Origin of the sequence: Actinomadura sp. WAC 06369 (assembly GCF_003947565.1) — a bacterium.
Taxonomy (GTDB): domain Bacteria; phylum Actinomycetota; class Actinomycetes; order Streptosporangiales; family Streptosporangiaceae; genus Spirillospora; species Spirillospora rifamycini.
This window is the reverse complement of sequence record NZ_QHJN01000004.1, coordinates 43,015-59,176: the sequence shown is the minus strand read 5'-3', so window position 1 is coordinate 59,176 and position 16,162 is coordinate 43,015. Positions and strand designations below refer to the sequence as shown.

The window sequence follows — 16,162 nt, the reverse complement described above, 5'->3', positions numbered from 1 at the left end:
TCAGCGGCCCCGCCAGGACGGGTCGCGGCCGATGAAGCCGAGCATCCGGGTCTGGACGTCCGCGTCGGCGGGCACCTCGACGCGCGGGCCGTACTGGCCGGACGACCGGAGGACCTCCTCCATCGGCTCCAGGCCGGCGAGGAGTTCGGCGCAGAAACCGGGGTCGAGCCGGTCGTCCTGGCCGGTGGCCCGCGCGAGGTCCCAGGTGTGCATGAACACGTCGGCGGTGTAGAACCGGTCGATCGCGGTCGCCAGCGGCAGCTCGCCGATGTGCGGGTTCGCGAACTCCCGCCGTTCGGTCTCCGGGTCGTCCAGCACCTCCTGCACCGCGTCGCGGTGGACCCGCCACGCGGCGACCGGGTCGTCGTCCACCGACGGTCCGCGGCGCAGCTCGATGCCGGCGCCGGACGCCAGGAACCCGGGGAACCACTCGGTCAGGTGGCGGACGACGTCGCGGGCGGTCCAGCCGGCGACCGGGGCGGGCGCGTCCCACGACCGGGTGCCGCCGACGCGTTCGGTGAACAGGCCCGCGACCTGCCGGTGCCGTTCGGCAGGGTGCTCAGGCAGTGCCATCGGTCAGCATCCTCTCCAGTTTTGTGTATCCCTCGTCGAGACCGGCGGCCATGCCGCCGCGCAGGAACGCGTCGCGGCGCTCGAAGCTGTCGACCAGCGACTGCGAGCGCAGCCGCGTGCGCCCCTCCGGCAGGGCCTCGAACCACAGCGTCTCCAGGGCGACCCGGTCGGGGTCGCCGTCGAAGGCGAGCGTCTGCACGATGCGGTCCGGCCGTATCTCGTGGAAGCACCCGTAGAACCGGTACTCCGCGCCGTCGTGCTCGGAGACGTACCGCCAGCTTCCGCCGGTGCGGGCGTCCCAGTGCTCGATGCGGGTGCTCGTCCGGTCGGGCCCCACCCACCGGGCGAACAGGTCGGGATCGGTGTGGGCGCGCAGCAGCCGTTCGGGGGGCGCCGCGAAGTCACGGGCCGTCCGGATCACCGGCAGGTCCGGGACGGCCTCGATGACCGTCTCCATCGTCGTCTCCCTCCATCTCCGCCAGGACGGCGTCGAGGCGCCGGTGGCGCGCCTCGAGGCGGCGCCGGTGGCGCTCGATCCAGGTGTCCATCAGGTCGAGGGCCCCGGCCTCCAGGCGCACCGGCCGGGGCTGCGGTCCCGGCGGCCGGCTGACGAGCCCGGCGCCTTCGAGCACCCGCAGGTGCTTGTAGACGGCCTGGAGCGACATCCGGTACGGCTCCGCCAGCTCGCTCGCGGTCGCGTCGCCCGCGGCGAGGCGGGCCACCATGTCGAGGCGGGTCGGGTCCGCGAGCGCGGCGAAGACCCGGGGCAGCGTGTCCGTGGTCATCCTGCATCTTTCAACTCATTGGTTGAAAGAAACGTAGGGCCCGTGCCCCGCGCGCGTCAACCGCCGGGGCGGCCGTCAGGGGCCGGTCGGGTGGAAGAAGCCGCGGACGTAGGGGTCGGGGAGGGCCGCCAGCTCGGCGAGCGTGCCCGTCGCGACGACCCCGCCGGCGCGCATGAGCACGACGCGGTCGGCGACGCGGGTCGCGGTCAGCATGGGCACGTCGTGCGTGACCGCCAGGACGGCCGCGCCGCCGTCGGCGTACGCGCGGAGGGTCTTCCACACCTCGTACGCCGTCTCGAGGTCGAGCGACGCTGCGGCCTCGTCCGCGATGAGGACGTCCGGGGCGGGCAGCAGCGCCGCGGCGAGCGCGGCCCGCTGGATCTGGCCGCCGGAATGCTGGCGGGGGTAGAGGTCGAACAACTCGGCGGGATACCTGGCGGCCGCGCACGCGCGATCGAGGCTCCACCGCCCGTACCGGCGCTCCAGCTTCCGCAGCTGCGCGCCCACGGTCTCGTCCGCGTCGAAGGCCGTGACGCCCTCCTGCGGCACCAGCCCGACGGTCCGGCCGCGCAGCTCGCGCCACCGGCCGTCCTGGACGACCGCGCCGCCGACGCGGACCTGCCCGGTGCTGCGCGCGGACGCCGGCAGCCGGCCCGCGAGCGCCGCGGCGGCCATCGACTTGCCGCAGCCGGACTCGCCGAGCAGCGCCGTGATCCGCCCGGCCGGGACGTCGAGGTCGACGGCGTCGAGCACCGTCTCGGCCCACCGGCCGGTGTCGATGTGGACGGTCAGCCCGCGCAGTTCGGCAGTCACCATCCGGCCACTGTGCAGGGCCCGCACGCCCCCCGCAAGGCGTACCGCGGCGCCCGCCCGAGATGTATGAGAGTCTTAAAGTACTAGGGAACTAGATGAATGGAGTTTCGAGGTGATCGAGTTCCATCTGGACCCCGGCTCGGGGGTGTCGCCGTACCAGCAGCTCGTCCGGCAGGTGCGGCACGCGCTCCGGCTCGGGCTGCTGCGGGAGGGCGACCGGCTCCCGACCGTGAAGGACGTCGTGGCGCAGCTCGCCATCAACCCGAACACGGTGCTCAAGGCGTACCGGGAACTGGAGCACGAGGGGCTGGTCGCCGCGCGTCCCGGGGTGGGCACGTTCGTCACCCGGACGCTCGCGGACGCGTCGCTCGCCGCGCACGGGGAGCTCCGCAAGGACCTGCGCCGGTGGCTCGCCAAGGCGCGCCTCGCCGGACTGGACGACGAGAGCATCGAGGCCCTGTTCTCGGACACCTTTCGGGCCGCCGCACAGGAGGACGTAGCATGACCGCCGTTATCCGGGCGCGGGGCCTGGGCAAGAGCTACGGGAAGCGCCCGGCCCTGTCGGACTGCACGCTGGACGTGCCGACCGGAAGGGTCGTCGGGCTCGTCGGCCCGAACGGCGCGGGCAAGACGACGCTGCTCAGCCTGGCCGCGGGCCAGCTCGCGCCGACCGAGGGCGAGATCACGGTGGTGGGCGGGCGGCCCGCGAGCGGGCCCGCGCAGCTCGCGAAGGTCGGGTTCGTCGCGCAGGACACCCCGACGTACGCGCGCCTCACCATCGAGGAGCACCTCCGGCTCGGCGCCCGCCTCAACCCCGGCTGGGACGCCGGCCTGGCCCGGGAGCGCATCGACCGGCTCGGCCTCGACCCGTCGCAGCGCGCCGGACGGCGTCCGGCGGGCAGCGCGCGCAGCTCGCGCTGACGATCGGGCTGGCGAAGCGGCCCGAGCTGCTGATCCTGGACGAACCGGTCGCGGCCCTCGACCCGCTGGCGCGGCGCGAGTTCATGCAGGGGCTCATGGAGGCCGTCGCCGAGCACGCGTTCAGCGTGGTCCTGTCGTCGCACCTGGTGTCCGACCTCGAACGGGTCTGCGACCACCTGATCGTGCTGGCCGCGTCCCGGGTGCAGGTGAGCGGCGACGTCGACGACCTGCTCGCGTCCCACCACCGGCTGAGCGGGCCGCGCCGGGACGCCGCGCGGCTGCCGGACGACCAGCACGTCGTGTCCGAGAGCCACACCGACCGGCAGAGCACGTTCCTCGTCCGCTCGGACGGCCCGGTCCTCGACCCCGCGTGGACGGTCGGGCGGGTCACCCTCGAGGACCTCGTCCTCGCCTACATGGACCGCAAGCCCGAACGCGCACCGCTGGAGGCCGTCCGATGATCTGGCTGACGCTCCGCCAATTCCGCGCGCCCGCGGCGGCGGGCCTCGCCGCGCTGGCCGCGCTCGCGGCCGTCCTCGCGCTCACCGGCCCCGGCCTCGCGGACGAGTACGCGACCGGCCTCGCCTCCTGCGGCACGAGCGGCGACTGCGAACGGTTCAACGAGCTGTTCCGGGACGACTACCAGTTCTTCTTCGAGGCGCTGATCCTGCTCGTCCTGGCCGTCCCGGCCCTCCTCGGGGCCTTCTGGGGCGCCCCCCTCGTCGCCCGCGAACTCGAAACGGGCACGCACCGGCTCGTCTGGAACCAGAGCATCACCCGGACCCGCTGGCTCGCGGTCAAGCTCGCCGTCGTCGGCGCGGCCGCCGTGGCCGTCACCGAGGGCGCCGTCCTCGCCGCGGCCTGGTGGTCCGACCCGGTGCAGCAGGCGGCGAGCGCCGAGTTCCACCGGCTCGATCCGATGCCGTTCGCCGCGCGCGGCATCGTCCCGATGGCGTACGCGGCGTTCGCGTTCACGCTCGGCGTCACCGTCGGCGTCCTCGCCCGCCGGACGCTGCCCGCGATGGCGGTCACCCTGGCCGTCTTCGCGGCCGTGCAGGTCGCGATGCCGATGCTGGTCCGTCCGCACCTGCTCCCGGCCGAGGAGTCCACGGTCGCGATCACGCGGGACAACCTGCAGCAGTTCATCGTGACCGGGGGCAACGTGCAGGTGAAGGTGAGGCCGGACGATCCGGGCGGGTGGATGCTCGCCAACCACCCGGTGGACGCGTCGGGACGCGAGGTGGCCGGGCTGCCGCAGTCGCTGGCCGCCGGAGCGTGCGCCCCGCGGCCGGCGGAGGACCTCGTGGAGCGGATGGGGCCCGGGGACGAGTGCTTCGCCGAGATCGCCCGCCTCGGCTACAAGCAGCACGTCAGGCAGCACTCCGGCGACCGCTTCTGGGCGTTCCAGTGGCTCGAGACGGGCGTCTTCGCCGCCCTGACCGCCGGCCTCGCGGGCTTCTGCTTCTTCTGGGTCCGCCGGCGCCTCTCGTGACGGGCGTCCGTCCGGGACCCGCCCCCGCGGAGTCCCGGACGGACGTGCCCCTAGAAGTCCGACCACGTGTACGTCGGCCCGCCCTGCGTTTCGGCGTTCGCGTTCCACAGCACGACGAACGCCTGCTTGGCGTTCTCGGCGGCGGTGTTCGCGGACGCGACGCCCCCGTCCGCCGAGGCGGGCGAGCAGGCGTCGGTCGCCACGAAGCTCTCCGCCCAGCGGATGTACTCCTCGTCGGCCGCGAGCGACGCCCGCGTCATCTCCATGAGCGCGCTCCGCAGGGCGTCCGCGTCCGCGGCGGCGCCGAAGTCGGCGCTCGCCGCGCTCTCCGCCTGCGCCCTGCGCTCCTCGGTCACCTCCCGCAGCACCGGCAGGTCGGAGTTGAGGGTGACGCAGTCGCCCAGGGTGTCCGGCAGCCGCGACCGGGTCGCCTGGATCTCGGCGAGGAGGTCGGCCGCGGGGACGCCCGGGGCCGCCGAGGACGCCTCCGGGACCTCCCCGCCGATCGCCGGGTCGCCGCCGATCGCCGGGTCGCCGGTGGCCGCCGGTGCGGCCGCCCCGGCCTCGGGCGCCTCGTACGTCTCGGGCCAGTTCGTGACCGTGAACCGGCCGCCCCAGACGAGCGCGACGAACATGACCACCGCCACGCCCACGCTCTTCCACGTCTCGGCGACGGCCGACGGCTCGGCCCCGTCCCGCGCCGCGCCGTCCTCGTCCGGTCCGGGGACGTCCGGCTGCTCGGGCTGCTCCTCACCGCAGTGGGTGCAGACCGGGCGGGTCACGATGTTGTCGTTGTCGCAGTAGCGGCACCGCATCAGAGGATCTCCCGTCCGTGTCCGAGCGGGTCGGCGTCCGGGGCGGGCCGCGGGCCGGGCGCCTGCGCCCCGTTGGGGCCGGGCCGCGGACGGCCGGAGCCCGGGCCCCCGCCCGGGGCGGGGCGGTCGTGCTCGTGGCGGAGCCGCCGCCGGCGGCGGTCCTTGGCCTGCCTGATCCAGTCGCGCCCGTCGGCCGCCACCGCCTCCAGCAGGCCGAGCGCGCCGCTCAGGTCGGTGTCCCCGGGCGGCGGCAGGTCGTCGTCGCCGCCGTCGGCCCGCCGGTCCGCGTCCCGGGCGAGCCACGCGTCCAGGTGCTCCACCCGGATGTCCACCTGGTGGCCGCTGCCGAGGGTGAGCCGGAACAGCTGGTCGTAGATGAACGACGACCGGTCCGGCTCGGCGCGCCCGTCCGCCTGCGGCAGCATCGGCCGGCGCCGGCCGTCGTCGAAGCGGATGCCGCGCTCGACGACCTCGGCGGCGGTGAGCGCGTCGTAGCGGAACGCCCTGCGGTGCTGGTCCTTGGCGATGCCCGTCGGGAAGTCGAGGTGGACCGACACCTGCCGCACCCCCGCCTCGGTCAGCAGGAACACCCACACCGTGTAGGCCGAGAAGCGCGGCGGCCCCCGGTGGACGCGCGCGCGGCGGGCGGCGGGCGCGGCCTCGGTGATGAACGCGTGCTGGAGGACGTCGCGGCTGCCGAGCCCGTACTGGTTCATCGCCAGCGACTTGAGGTAGATCTTGTCGAAGTCCAGCCAGCGGGCCATCTCGCCGTCGGTGGGGCGGTCGCGGAGCAGCGCGACCCGCTCGGCGTACGCCCTCCGCTCCGCCCGCAGCCGCCGGTCGGCGGCCTTCTCCGCGCGCCCCGCGTGCAGCCGCGCCACCACGAGGACGTCCACCCGGCCGAAGGCGGCGAGGACGGCGCCGACCAGGACCCACGCCAGCATGACGAGCGCGATGTCCGGGTGGTAGAGCGACGCGGTGGTCAGCAGGGTGAGCCCCGCGTAGGTGACCATCATGATCTCGGCGATGGTGAGCAGCCGCGCGGGCAGCCGCCGCAGCCGCGCCCGGCCGCCGTTCTCGCTCCACTCCCGCGCGGCCTCCTTGGCGTGCCAGGCGATCAGCCAGTCGATCGCGCCCGCCTCCACCTTCGGCTCGGCGTACAGGTTGGCGACCTCGGTGGCGAGGGTGGACCGCCGCTGCCGCGTGCCGAGCGTCCACGCGGACCGCTCGACGACCCCGTCCGGGGCGCGCTTGTCGAACTCCGCCTCGACGCGGTGGGCGACGTGGCGGCTGAACGGCGTCGGCACGTCCACCGGCCTGCGGGCCGGGAACGGCGAGTGGCGGCGCGGCGCCTGCCGCGGCGCGAACGCGCAGCCGAGCCCGGCGGAGGCGAGCAGCAGCACGCCCGCGGTGATCGCCGCCCGCGTGCTCATCTGGACCACCATCACGAACGCCACCGTGAGCCCGGCGGCCGCCAGGATCGTCCCGCAGACCGCCAGCGCCCAGCGGAAGAGCCCGGGCTCGAAGGGGCGGGCGTCCAGGGGGCGCGGTTCCGCCGGGACGGGCTCGAAGAACTTCCACACCCGCGCCTCGCGGCCGTTCCCGTTGCGCCGGGCGCGGACGAGCGCGGCGCGGCGGGCGTCGACGCGGTCCTGCGCGACGCCGCTCATCAGGAGGTCCAGGTGGCGGTGGATCTCCTCCCGGCGCGTCTCGGGCAGCCGGTCGAACTCGGCGAGGACGTCGTCGAGGACGCCCGGGCCGTGCTCGCCCGTCCGGTCCTCGGCGAGCAGCCGGGCGAGCAGCCGGTACACGACGTCGAGGGCCCGGCGCCACTCGTCGTCCGGGCCGCCGAGCGCGGACGTGCGGGCCGCGTCGACGTCGCGGAGCCGGTCGTCGTCCAGCCGCCCGATCGGGCGGTCGCTCAGCACGGCCAGCGTCCAGCGGTACGCGGCGCGGCAGGCGAGGTGCCGCCAGCGCGGGTCGGCGAGCCGCCCCGACGCGACGAGCTCGCCGAGCAGCTCCTCGGCGCGGCGCGGCATGTCGCCGGCGAGGCAGTTCTCGGCGACCTCGATCCTGCGGTCGGGCTCGTCGTCGTCGAGGGCGACGTAGATGTTCGCCTCGTGGACGACGCCCGCCTGGAACCCGACGCGCGTGTTGTCGTTGTTGACGAACCGGGCCCCGGACCCGGACCCGGACCCGGACTCGGACTCGGGCGCCCGCCGCGAGCCGGTGCGGCCCGCGCCGTTCACCAGGTCCTCGACCCGCTCGAACGCCTCGCGCGCGCGGGAACGGCGCGCGGACGGGCTCACCGCCCGTCTCCCGAGCCCGTGCGGCCGTCCCCGTCGCGGAAGAAGTCGGCGCCGATCTTCGCCTCGCGGACGACGCCCGCCTCGAACCCGACGCGCGTGTTGTCGTTGTTGATGAACTGCGGCCCGGCGTGCGTCCCGGGCTCGGGCTCGGGCTCCGGCTTCGCCGGTGCGACCTCCTCCAGGCCCGGGACGATCTTGGTGAGGTCGCGCGCGAGCCGGCCGAGGTCGGCGTCCAGGTTGCGGGCGTCCAGGCGGGTGTGCTGGCAGTAGGCCAGGTTCTCCAGTTCCGGCGGGAGCAGGTCGGACGTCGGCAGGTGCGCGTTGTTCAGCAGCACCGGGATCACCCGCACACCGTTGTCGAACGCCTCGATGATCTCCCGGCGGACCCAGTCGTCCGGGTGGTCGATCCGGCGCCGGCCGTCCTCCAGGACCTCCAGCCAGCGGACGCCGATCAGCGCGAGCAGCGCGTCGCTGCGGCGGACGCCGTCCAGCAGGGCCCGCCGGTAGTCGTCGCCGAACGGGATCGACTTGCTCGCGCGGAAGATCGTCTCCCAGCCGAAGCGGGCGGACAGCTCGCGGTCGAGGAAGGCGGCGACGTTCTCCCCGTCGCCGGTGCGGTAGTTGATGAAGATCTCGGGCATGGGGTGCTCCGTTCCGTGGTTCGGTGGTGGTGCGGCCCCGGGGGGCCGGTGAGCGTCGCGGGACGCGCGGGACGCGCGCGGGCTCCCGCCGGGTCAGGTCTCCGCGGGCCGCAGGGACGCGGTGAGCGCCGGGTACAGCTCGCGCACCGGCGCGTGGTCGCGGCGGCGGCCGAGCGTCCGGGCCAGCCGCCGCAGGTCGGTCGCGATGGTCGCCGAGCCGACGGTGTCGGCGACGGGCAGCAGCGGGGCCGTCAGCGCGCAGGCGTGGTCGATCTCGCCCGCCGCCGCGTGCGCCAGCGCCCGCCGCACCCCGAACCGCGCGCGGGACCGCAGGGCCTCCGGCGGGATGCGCGCCACCTCGGCGTCCAGGATCGCGGCGGCGTCGCGCGGCCGGCCCAGCTCGAACAGGCACCAGCCGGTGACCATGGCCACCGGGTCGGGCAGGTTCCGGGACCCGAGCCCGGCCACCGCCTCCCCGGAGTCGGCGGCGAGGAGCCCGCGGGCGCGGTCGAGGCCGCGCATGCAGGCGGCGCCGTCACCGGCCAGCGCGTGCCCCTGGGCCTCGCGCTGCGCCGCGAGGCCGCGGATCCGCGCCGGGACGCCCCGCGCGGTCCGCGCGCGGTGCGCGAGCTCGACGGTCTGCGCGGCGTCGTCCCGGTAGAGGGTGACGAGCGCCCGCCGGACGAACGCGTAGGCGGCGAGGTCGCGGTCGCCGCCGGCCGCCGCGGTCTCGACGGCCTTGGCCGTCCACCACAGGGCCGCCTCGTCGTCGCCGGACTCCTGCGCCATCCAGCCCGCGAACTCGGCGAACCGCGCGGCGAGCACGAGCAGGTCGTCCCGGGTCCGCGCGGGCGCCCGGACGGCCAGGTCGCGCAGGACGTGCGTCTGCGCGATGACCGCGGGCAGCACCGCGCCCGGACTCGCCGTCTGGCCGAGGTTGCGGAACTGGGTGAGCAGCGCCCGGAAGCCGTCCAGGGCGGCCGGTTCGGCGGCGGTCTCCGCCAGGCCCCGCGCGCCGAGGCCGAAGCCCAGCACGGACGTCGAGGCCACCGCGAGCGCCTCGCGCCGGTTCATGGGGTGGAACCGGCCTTCTCCGCCGAGTGGAAGGTTCATCAGCCACACCTCGTCGTCCGCTGCCCGTTCGGCGAGCCGGCCGCCGCGCGGCGGCCGGGCGGCGAGCGCGATGAGCGCGCCGTCCGCGCCGAGTTCCGCGTCGCTCATGCGCGCCAGGTCGGGCGACGGCCGCTTCGTCCCGTGCTCGACCTTGCTCAGGTGGCCTTTGCTGTAGTGCAGCAGGCCGCCCAGTTCGGCCAGGGACAGGCCCGCCGCGAGGCGCCTTCGCCGAAGCTCCGCCCCGAATGTTGCCATCGTCTCCGGCATTCCGGTCTCCGTTTCCCGTTGTCGGTCCCGCGGGCGGAAGGGAACGTCCGGTCAGGTGTTCCGGACGAGCCGCGGTTTCACGATCGGACGGCGGGGGGCGCGCGGTGCACGCGACGGGACAAAGTTCCGAAAACGGGAGCGGAATGCCGGCGATTGGTCGCGCCGGCCTGAGGGTGGAAGCTCGTGGCCTGCATGATCACCTCCGGCGCGGAGGGCGGCCGGAGTCCGCCGCGCGCGCCTTCCTTGGCGATCATGTTCTTTCGAGGATCGGACATGAACTCCGGGCACCTCCACGCGAACGCCAGAGTATCAAGGGCAAGTAAAGTCTCGCGTGTTGTTTTCACAGGCGGCGACCGAAAAACACGGGTTTCCCGTTTCCTCCTTCCGCAGGGCCGCCCGACTCCCCTTTATGGATCATGAAATCGCCCCTTTTATGGACGACCCGAACACCATTGATCAAGCCGGACGCCACCCCGACCGGGCCGCCCCCGCCGACGACCGCCGGCGGGCACCCCCTCCCGGCCGAGCAAGCGGACTCCCGGGGACGGACAGGACATCGCGAGGGTGTACCTTGATGCACTCGCCGCGAGATAAACGGAGAGTTAACGGCAAACCGAGCGTTTCCGTGTGATCTAGGTCAACCCCCACTGTGACCACCCTCTCACCACTCCAGCATTCTCGCTGGTCAGCGCACATATGGCCACGAATGATAGGAAGCTCCTATCAGTGCAGTGGGATAGATCGATTTCTCTTCTCGACCCCCGTACGGCACGCTGAGTGACATCGAGCCCCCGAGGAACCGTCCCGGGCGGCACTCCGGCGCCTCGGCGGAGGCGTCCCCTTTCTCGCGAAAAAGGAGCATGCGTGCTTACTGTCGGTGACCAGTTCCCCGAGTACGAGCTGACCGCCTGTGTCTCGCTGGACGCGGACAACGCCTTCGAGACGATCAACCACAAGACGTACGAGGGCAAGTGGCGCGTGGTGTTCTTCTGGCCGAAGGACTTCACTTTCGTCTGTCCGACCGAGATCGCCGAGTTCGGCCGGCTGAACGAGGAGTTCGCCGACCGCGACGCCCAGGTGCTCGGCGCGTCCGTCGACAACGAGTTCGTCCACTTCGCGTGGCGCAAGGACCACCCGGACCTGCGGGAGATCCCGTTCCCGATGATGGCCGACCTCAAGCGCGAGCTGTGCGAGGCCCTCGGCATCCTCACCCCGGACGGCGTGGCGCAGCGCGCGACGTTCATCGTCGACCCGAACAACGAGATCCAGTTCTCCATGGTGACCGCCGGTTCCGTCGGCCGGAACGTCAAGGAGGTCCTGCGGGTCCTGGACGCCCTGCAGAGCGACGAGCTCTGCCCGTGCAACTGGAACAAGGGCGAGGACACCCTGGACGCCGCCAAGCTGATGGCCGGCGCCGGCGCCTGATCCAACCCCGCGTCCGGCCCGTCCCGGACGCCCCAGTCACCCCGCCGGACGGCCCGCACGGGCCGTCCGGACCGGCGGCCGGTCGCGGAGCGCACGAGCACGCGCGGCCGGCCGTTCGCATGAAAGGACTTTTCGATCATGAGCGTTGACGCGCTGAAGAGCGCCCTCCCGGGCTACGCCAAGGACACCAAGCTCAACCTGGGCTCGCTGACCTCCACCTCGCAGCTCAGCGAGCAGCAGCTGTGGGGGACGGTCCTGGCGTGCGCGCTCGCCACCCGCAGCGCCGTCGTCATCCGCGAGCTGGCCGAGGAGGCCGGCGACTACCTGTCCGCGGAGGCGTTCGAGGCCGCCAAGGCCGCGGCGTCGATCATGGCGATGAACAACGTGTACTACCGCGCCACGCACCTGATCGGCGACGACACGTACGCGACGCTGCCCGCGAAGCTGCGGATGTCGGTCATCGCGAAGCCGGGCGTCGAGAAGGTCGACTTCGAGCTGTGGTCGCTGGCCGTGTCGGCGATCAACGGCTGCGGCCGGTGCCTGGAGTCGCACGAGAAGGTCGTCCGCGAGGCCGGGCTGTCGCGCGAGCTGGTCCAGGAGGCGCTGCGCATCGCCGCCGTCGTCAACGCCGCCGCCGCGACGCTCGACGCCGAGGCCGCCCTCGCCCCCGCCACCGTCTGACACTGCCACGCACGACGTGCGGCCCGGGTGCGAACGCACCCGGGCCGCACGCGCTCCCGCCCGTGTTCCCGAGCCGTTCACTCGCCGTCCCACCCGAGGCTCTACGGTCACGGACGTGACGAACGATCAAGGGACCGTCGGCCGCCGCGCGGTGCTGACCGGCGCGCTCGGCACCGAGCTGCTGCTCGCGGCCGCCGAGCGGCTGCGGGCGGCGGGGAAGCGGATCCTCGTCGGCCTGCACCCGCGCGAGGACCGCTCGCTGTGGGAGGACTACGAGATCAGCGACGTCCCCACCGTGCGGGCGTCCGCCCGCGCGGGAGGCCGCGATCGGCATCCCGGGCACGGTCTTCCCGGTGATCGCGGCCGTCGGGACGCCCGTGGTGGGCTGCACCGACCCGGCCCTGTCCGTCCCGGACCACCTGCTGTCGGTGTGCTCCGGCACGATCGGGGACGCGGCCGAGGCCGTCCCGGCCGTGGCCGGGGCCCGACCGCCGGACGCGGACGTGCTCGCGGACGCGGTCGGCCCGGTCGGCGGCTCGGCGGCCCGGCTGCTGGACTCCTGGGCGCGGGCGGCGCGTCCCCGGCGGCACTGAGGCCGCCCGGGGCTTCGGCCGCCGGTTACCGACCGCGTCCCGGCAGCGCCGACCGCTGATCCGCGGCGGCGTCACATGCCGCTTCCGGACCCTGCCGAGGAACGGTCACTCCCACTCGATGGTGCCCGGGGGCTTGGAGGTGATGTCGACGGTGACGCGGTTGATCTCGCGGACCTCGTTGGTGATCCGGGTGGAGATCCGCTGCAGGAGGTCGTAGGGCAGCCGCGCCCAGTCGGCCGTCATGGCGTCCTCGCTGGTCACCGGCCGCAGCACGATCGGGTGCCCGTAGGTGCGGCCGTCGCCCTGGACGCCGACCGAGCGGACGTCGGCCAGCAGGACGACCGGGAACTGCCAGACGTCGCGGTCGAGCCCGGCGCGGGTGAGCTCCTCGCGGGCGATCGCGTCGGCGTCGCGCAGGATCTCCAGGCGCTCGCGGGTGACGGCGCCGACGATGCGGATGGCGAGGCCGGGGCCGGGGAACGGCTGCCGCCACACCATCTCGGGGGGCAGCCCGAGCTGCTCGCCGAGCGCCCGGACCTCGTCCTTGAACAGGGTGCGGAGCGGCTCGACCAGCTTGAACTGGAGGTCCTCGGGGAGGCCGCCGACGTTGTGGTGCGACTTGATGTTCGCCGCGCCGGTGCCGCCGCCGGACTCGACGACGTCCGGGTAGAGGGTGCCCTGCACGAGGAACTCGACCGGTTCGGGGGCGTCCTCGCCGACGATCTCGCGCGCGGCCTCCTCGAACACGCGGATGAACTCGCGCCCGATGATCTTGCGCTTCTGCTCGGGGTCGGAGACGCCGTCCAGGGCCGCGAGGAAGCGGTCCTGCGCGTCGACGACGTGCAGGTTCACGCCGGTCGCGGCGACGAAGTCCTTCTCGACCTGCTCGGCCTCGCCCTTGCGCAGCAGCCCGTGGTCGACGAACACGCAGGTCAGCCGGTCGCCGATGGCGCGCTGGACGAGCGCGCCCGCGACGGCGGAGTCGACGCCGCCCGACAGCGCGCAGATCGCGCGCTTGCCGGCGACCCGGGCGCGGACGTCCTCGATCGAGTCCTCGGCGATGTTGACCATCGTCCAGGTGGGGCGGCAGCCGGCGCCCTCGTAGAGGAAGCGGCGCAGGATCTCCATCCCGTGCTCGGTGTGCAGCACCTCGGGGTGGAACTGGACGCCGAAGAAGCCGCGCTCGCGGTCCTCCATGCCGGCGACCGGGGTGACGTCGGTGCTGGCGGTGACGGTGAAGCCGTCGGGGGCGCGGCTGACGAAGTCGCGGTGCGACATCCAGACGGCCTGCTCGGCGGGCAGCCCGGCGAACAGCATCCCGGGCGCGGTGACGGCGACGGTCGCGCCGCCGTACTCGGCGACGTGCGAGTTCTCCACGGTGCCGCCGAGGGCGCGGGCCATCACCTGGTGGCCGTAGCAGATCCCGAAGGTGGGGACGCCGAGGTCGAACAGGCCGTCGGGGACGGCGGGGGCGCCGTCCTCGTAGACCGAGGCGGGCCCGCCGGACAGGATGATCGCCTTGGGCCGCTTCGCGAGCATCTCCGCGGCGGGCATCGTGGACGGCACGATCTCGCTGAACACGTGACATTCGCGGACGCGTCGCGCGATGAGCTGCGCGTACTGCGCGCCGAAGTCGACGACGAGAACGGTGTCGAAGGACTGGTCTGCGGCCACCAACAAATACGCCTTTCCCACGGCCGGAAGGACTTCCCAGTCTACGGGCCCCGGCCTGCGCCGATGCCCGCGCCCGCGCACCGCGCCCGTCCCGTCCCTGCGGCCTCTCCCGTGGACGGGCGGAGGCCGGGTTGACGGACCGGACGCGCACGGTAACGGTCGGCATCCGTTTACCTGGATCACACACGCACGATGACTTCACTCTGATACCTGTTGATGACGCATTGTGTTCGCATGCCGCCCGTCCGCGCCCGCCCCTGTAGGAGTGCCGTGAAGCTGCTGACCGCCGCCGCCCTGCTCACCGCCCTGGTTCCCGCCGTCCCCGCAGCCCCCGCCGGCGGCGCCGCCGCTCCGGCCGGGCTCGCCGCCGGGCAGCGCGAGGCCGTCCGGGACGACTGCGCTCCGGCGGCGGCGCGGATGCGGCCCGGCCCGAACGGGCACGGCGACCACGGCGGGCACAAGGACCACGCGGAGCTGAGCCCGGCGGAGTCGGCGTCCGTCGAGTCGGACCTCGACCGGATCCTGGACGGGCTCGGGCTGACGCTCGGCCCGAAGGAGCCGCGGGAGGCGAACCCGGCCGAGCGGCGGGCGGCGAAGCGGTTCACGGTGCCCGTGTACTTCCACGTTCTGCACGACGGGACGCGCGGCAACGTGTCGAGCGCCGCGGTCAGGCGGCAGATCAAGGTGATGAACGACGCCTACGGCGGCCGGTACGGCGGCGACGACACCAGCGTGTCGTTCCGGCTGCAGGGCATCACCCGGTCCGACAACGCGGCCTGGTACCGGTACCCGGAGCAGTACGAGGGGTCGTACAAGCCGCGGCTGCGCAAGGGCGGCAAGGGCACGCTGAACCTGTACAGCGCGTACATCGAGGGCGACCTGCTCGGCTGGTCGACGTTCCCGTGGAAGTACCGGGACGACCCGGCGATGGACGGCGTCACGATCCACTACGGCAGCATGCCGGGCGGCCACATCGACCAGTTCAACCGCGGGTTCAGCGCGACGCACGAGGTGGGGCACTGGCTCGGGCTGTACCACACGTTCCAGGACGGCTGCGGCGGCCAGGGCGACCGGGTGGCCGACACCCCGCCGGAGCGCGACCCGTCCAACGGGTGCCCGGAGGGCAAGGACACCTGCCCGCAGCCCGGCAACGACCCGATCCACAACTTCATGAACTACAGCTACGACACCTGCATGTCGTCGTTCACCCGGGGGCAGGGCGACCGCATGCACAAGGTGTGGGCGGCCTACCGGCGCTGACGCCGGACGGGCCCGGCTACCGGGGGCGCGCCTTGTAGGCGTCCGTGAGCCGGGCGGCGTCGCCCTCGGGCAGGCGGCGGACGGCCTCGCGGAACGTCACGCCCGAGATTTCCCCGAGGTGCGCCTCCACCCAGCGCACGACCCACGCGGGGTCCTTCTTCGACTGCTCGCGCAGCACCCAGCCGAGCGCCTTGCGGATGAAGAACTCCGTCTCGCCCGCCAGCGCGCCGCCGAACCGGTCGATGCGGGCGAGGTCGGGCGCGCCGGTCCGGACGCCGGGCAGCAGCGCGAGCAGCGCCGACCGGCGGATCCACATGCGGTCGTCGGCCGCCCAGGCGTCCAGGACGGGGGCGAGGCCGGGCGTCCGCAGGACGAGCGCGCCCACGACGCGTTCGGCGAGGTTGTCGACGTACACCCAGCTCGACGAGTCGCGGATCATCCGCTCGGCGACCGGGACGTCGCGGGCGTCGAGGAGCGCGACCCGCCTGACCAGCACCTCGACGGCCGCCATGCGGGCCTCGTGCACCGGCCGCCCCGCGTCCTCGACCGTCCAGAGGGCGGCGGCGAGGGCGAGCAGGTCGCCGCGCGGGGGCGGCGTCCGCACGGCGGACACGGCGACCTTGCGGAGCGCCGGGACGGGCACGCCGATGTGGACGAACGCGCTCCGCAGGTACCGCCGCTCGCTCTCCGCCCGCACCGGGTCGGCCCGGTCGCGCAGCTCCGCGAGGATCCGCGCGACCTCCCCTTCGACGTCCATGCGCGCCACGCTACGCCCGCGGTCGGACGTCCGGGACGCGCCT

At 74.0% G+C, this 16,162-nt stretch carries 18 protein-coding genes; 8 read left to right on the top strand and 10 right to left on the bottom strand.

Features of this window, described 5'->3' with window-relative positions; all coding sequences use genetic code 11:
* From DMH08_RS02135 to DMH08_RS02120, 4 genes are all read right to left on the bottom strand, one after another.
* Positions 1 to 573, bottom strand: a complete 573-nt coding sequence (locus tag DMH08_RS02135) for a TIGR03086 family metal-binding protein (RefSeq protein WP_125611297.1) — start codon at positions 571 to 573, stop codon at positions 1 to 3.
* Positions 560 to 1,030 (bottom strand): SRPBCC domain-containing protein, encoded by a 471-nt coding sequence (locus DMH08_RS02130; protein ID WP_026402992.1) that lies wholly within the window; start codon positions 1,028 to 1,030, stop codon positions 560 to 562. The genes DMH08_RS02135 and DMH08_RS02130 overlap by 14 nt, the downstream gene beginning before the upstream one ends.
* Complete coding sequence (locus DMH08_RS02125; RefSeq protein ID WP_026403102.1) at positions 975 to 1,358, bottom strand: ArsR/SmtB family transcription factor; 384 nt, start codon at positions 1,356 to 1,358, stop codon at positions 975 to 977. The genes DMH08_RS02130 and DMH08_RS02125 overlap by 56 nt, the downstream gene beginning before the upstream one ends.
* Before the next feature lie 75 nt (positions 1,359 to 1,433).
* Positions 1,434 to 2,174, bottom strand: a complete 741-nt coding sequence (locus DMH08_RS02120; RefSeq protein ID WP_125611295.1) for an ATP-binding cassette domain-containing protein — start codon at positions 2,172 to 2,174, stop codon at positions 1,434 to 1,436.
* Positions 2,175 to 2,283: 109 nt separating this feature from the next.
* Here DMH08_RS02120 and DMH08_RS02115 point away from each other — a divergent pair, with 109 nt between their 5' ends.
* From DMH08_RS02115 to DMH08_RS02105, 4 genes are all read left to right on the top strand, one after another.
* On the top strand, positions 2,284 to 2,676 hold the full coding sequence (locus DMH08_RS02115) for a GntR family transcriptional regulator (RefSeq protein WP_026402990.1): 393 nt from the start codon (positions 2,284 to 2,286) through the stop codon (positions 2,674 to 2,676).
* Positions 2,673 to 3,092, top strand: coding sequence for an ATP-binding cassette domain-containing protein (locus tag DMH08_RS42575; RefSeq protein ID WP_325052903.1), 420 nt, complete (start codon positions 2,673 to 2,675; stop codon positions 3,090 to 3,092). The genes DMH08_RS02115 and DMH08_RS42575 overlap by 4 nt, the downstream gene beginning before the upstream one ends.
* 83 nt (positions 3,093 to 3,175) lie before the next feature.
* Positions 3,176 to 3,553: a hypothetical protein gene (locus DMH08_RS42570; protein ID WP_325052902.1), complete on the top strand. Its 378-nt coding sequence runs from the start codon at positions 3,176 to 3,178 to the stop codon at positions 3,551 to 3,553.
* Complete coding sequence (locus tag DMH08_RS02105; protein ID WP_125611293.1) at positions 3,550 to 4,584, top strand: ABC transporter permease subunit; 1,035 nt, start codon at positions 3,550 to 3,552, stop codon at positions 4,582 to 4,584. Before DMH08_RS42570 ends, DMH08_RS02105 begins: the two co-directional genes overlap by 4 nt.
* Positions 4,585 to 4,634: 50 nt before the next feature.
* Here the strand turns inward: DMH08_RS02105 and DMH08_RS02100 are convergent, their stop codons facing one another.
* From DMH08_RS02100 to DMH08_RS02085, 4 genes are all read right to left on the bottom strand, one after another.
* Positions 4,635 to 5,399, bottom strand: a complete 765-nt coding sequence (locus DMH08_RS02100) for a hypothetical protein (protein WP_125611291.1) — start codon at positions 5,397 to 5,399, stop codon at positions 4,635 to 4,637.
* Positions 5,399 to 7,708 (bottom strand): hypothetical protein, encoded by a 2,310-nt coding sequence (locus tag DMH08_RS02095; RefSeq protein WP_125611289.1) that lies wholly within the window; start codon positions 7,706 to 7,708, stop codon positions 5,399 to 5,401. The genes DMH08_RS02100 and DMH08_RS02095 overlap by 1 nt, the downstream gene beginning before the upstream one ends.
* Positions 7,705 to 8,349 (bottom strand): toll/interleukin-1 receptor domain-containing protein, encoded by a 645-nt coding sequence (locus tag DMH08_RS02090; protein ID WP_125611287.1) that lies wholly within the window; start codon positions 8,347 to 8,349, stop codon positions 7,705 to 7,707. The genes DMH08_RS02095 and DMH08_RS02090 overlap by 4 nt, the downstream gene beginning before the upstream one ends.
* A gap of 93 nt (positions 8,350 to 8,442) precedes the next feature.
* The gene (locus DMH08_RS02085) at positions 8,443 to 9,729 is read right to left on the bottom strand and encodes a helix-turn-helix domain-containing protein (RefSeq protein WP_125611285.1); all 1,287 of its coding nucleotides are present in this window, start codon (positions 9,727 to 9,729) and stop codon (positions 8,443 to 8,445) included.
* 864 nt (positions 9,730 to 10,593) lie between these two features.
* On the opposite strand from DMH08_RS02085, the gene DMH08_RS02080 reads away from it, so the two are divergent.
* The 3 genes from DMH08_RS02080 to DMH08_RS40770 all read left to right on the top strand — a co-directional run bounded on the left by DMH08_RS02080 (position 10,594) and on the right by DMH08_RS40770 (position 12,428).
* A complete protein-coding gene (locus tag DMH08_RS02080) occupies positions 10,594 to 11,154 on the top strand; it encodes a peroxiredoxin (RefSeq protein ID WP_026402984.1) in 561 nt (186 codons plus the stop codon).
* Between the two features lie 138 nt (positions 11,155 to 11,292).
* Positions 11,293 to 11,835, top strand: a complete 543-nt coding sequence (locus DMH08_RS02075; RefSeq protein ID WP_026402983.1) for a carboxymuconolactone decarboxylase family protein — start codon at positions 11,293 to 11,295, stop codon at positions 11,833 to 11,835.
* Positions 11,836 to 12,188: 353 nt separating this feature from the next.
* Positions 12,189 to 12,428, top strand: coding sequence for a hypothetical protein (locus DMH08_RS40770; RefSeq protein ID WP_199747571.1), 240 nt, complete (start codon positions 12,189 to 12,191; stop codon positions 12,426 to 12,428).
* A 105-nt stretch (positions 12,429 to 12,533) separates the two neighbouring features.
* Here DMH08_RS40770 and guaA read toward each other — a convergent pair whose 3' ends face one another.
* Complete coding sequence (gene guaA / locus DMH08_RS02065) at positions 12,534 to 14,108, bottom strand: glutamine-hydrolyzing GMP synthase (protein ID WP_125611283.1); 1,575 nt, start codon at positions 14,106 to 14,108, stop codon at positions 12,534 to 12,536.
* A 264-nt stretch (positions 14,109 to 14,372) separates the two neighbouring features.
* On the opposite strand from guaA, the gene DMH08_RS02060 reads away from it, so the two are divergent.
* On the top strand, positions 14,373 to 15,362 hold the full coding sequence (locus DMH08_RS02060) for a zinc metalloprotease (protein ID WP_051300802.1): 990 nt from the start codon (positions 14,373 to 14,375) through the stop codon (positions 15,360 to 15,362).
* Positions 15,363 to 15,378: 16 nt separating this feature from the next.
* Here the strand turns inward: DMH08_RS02060 and DMH08_RS02055 are convergent, their stop codons facing one another.
* Positions 15,379 to 16,119 carry a DNA alkylation repair protein gene (locus DMH08_RS02055; RefSeq protein ID WP_125611281.1) on the bottom strand — a complete coding sequence of 247 codons (741 nt, stop codon included), beginning with the start codon at positions 16,117 to 16,119 and terminating at the stop codon, positions 15,379 to 15,381.
* Positions 16,120 to 16,162 lie beyond the last annotated feature (43 nt).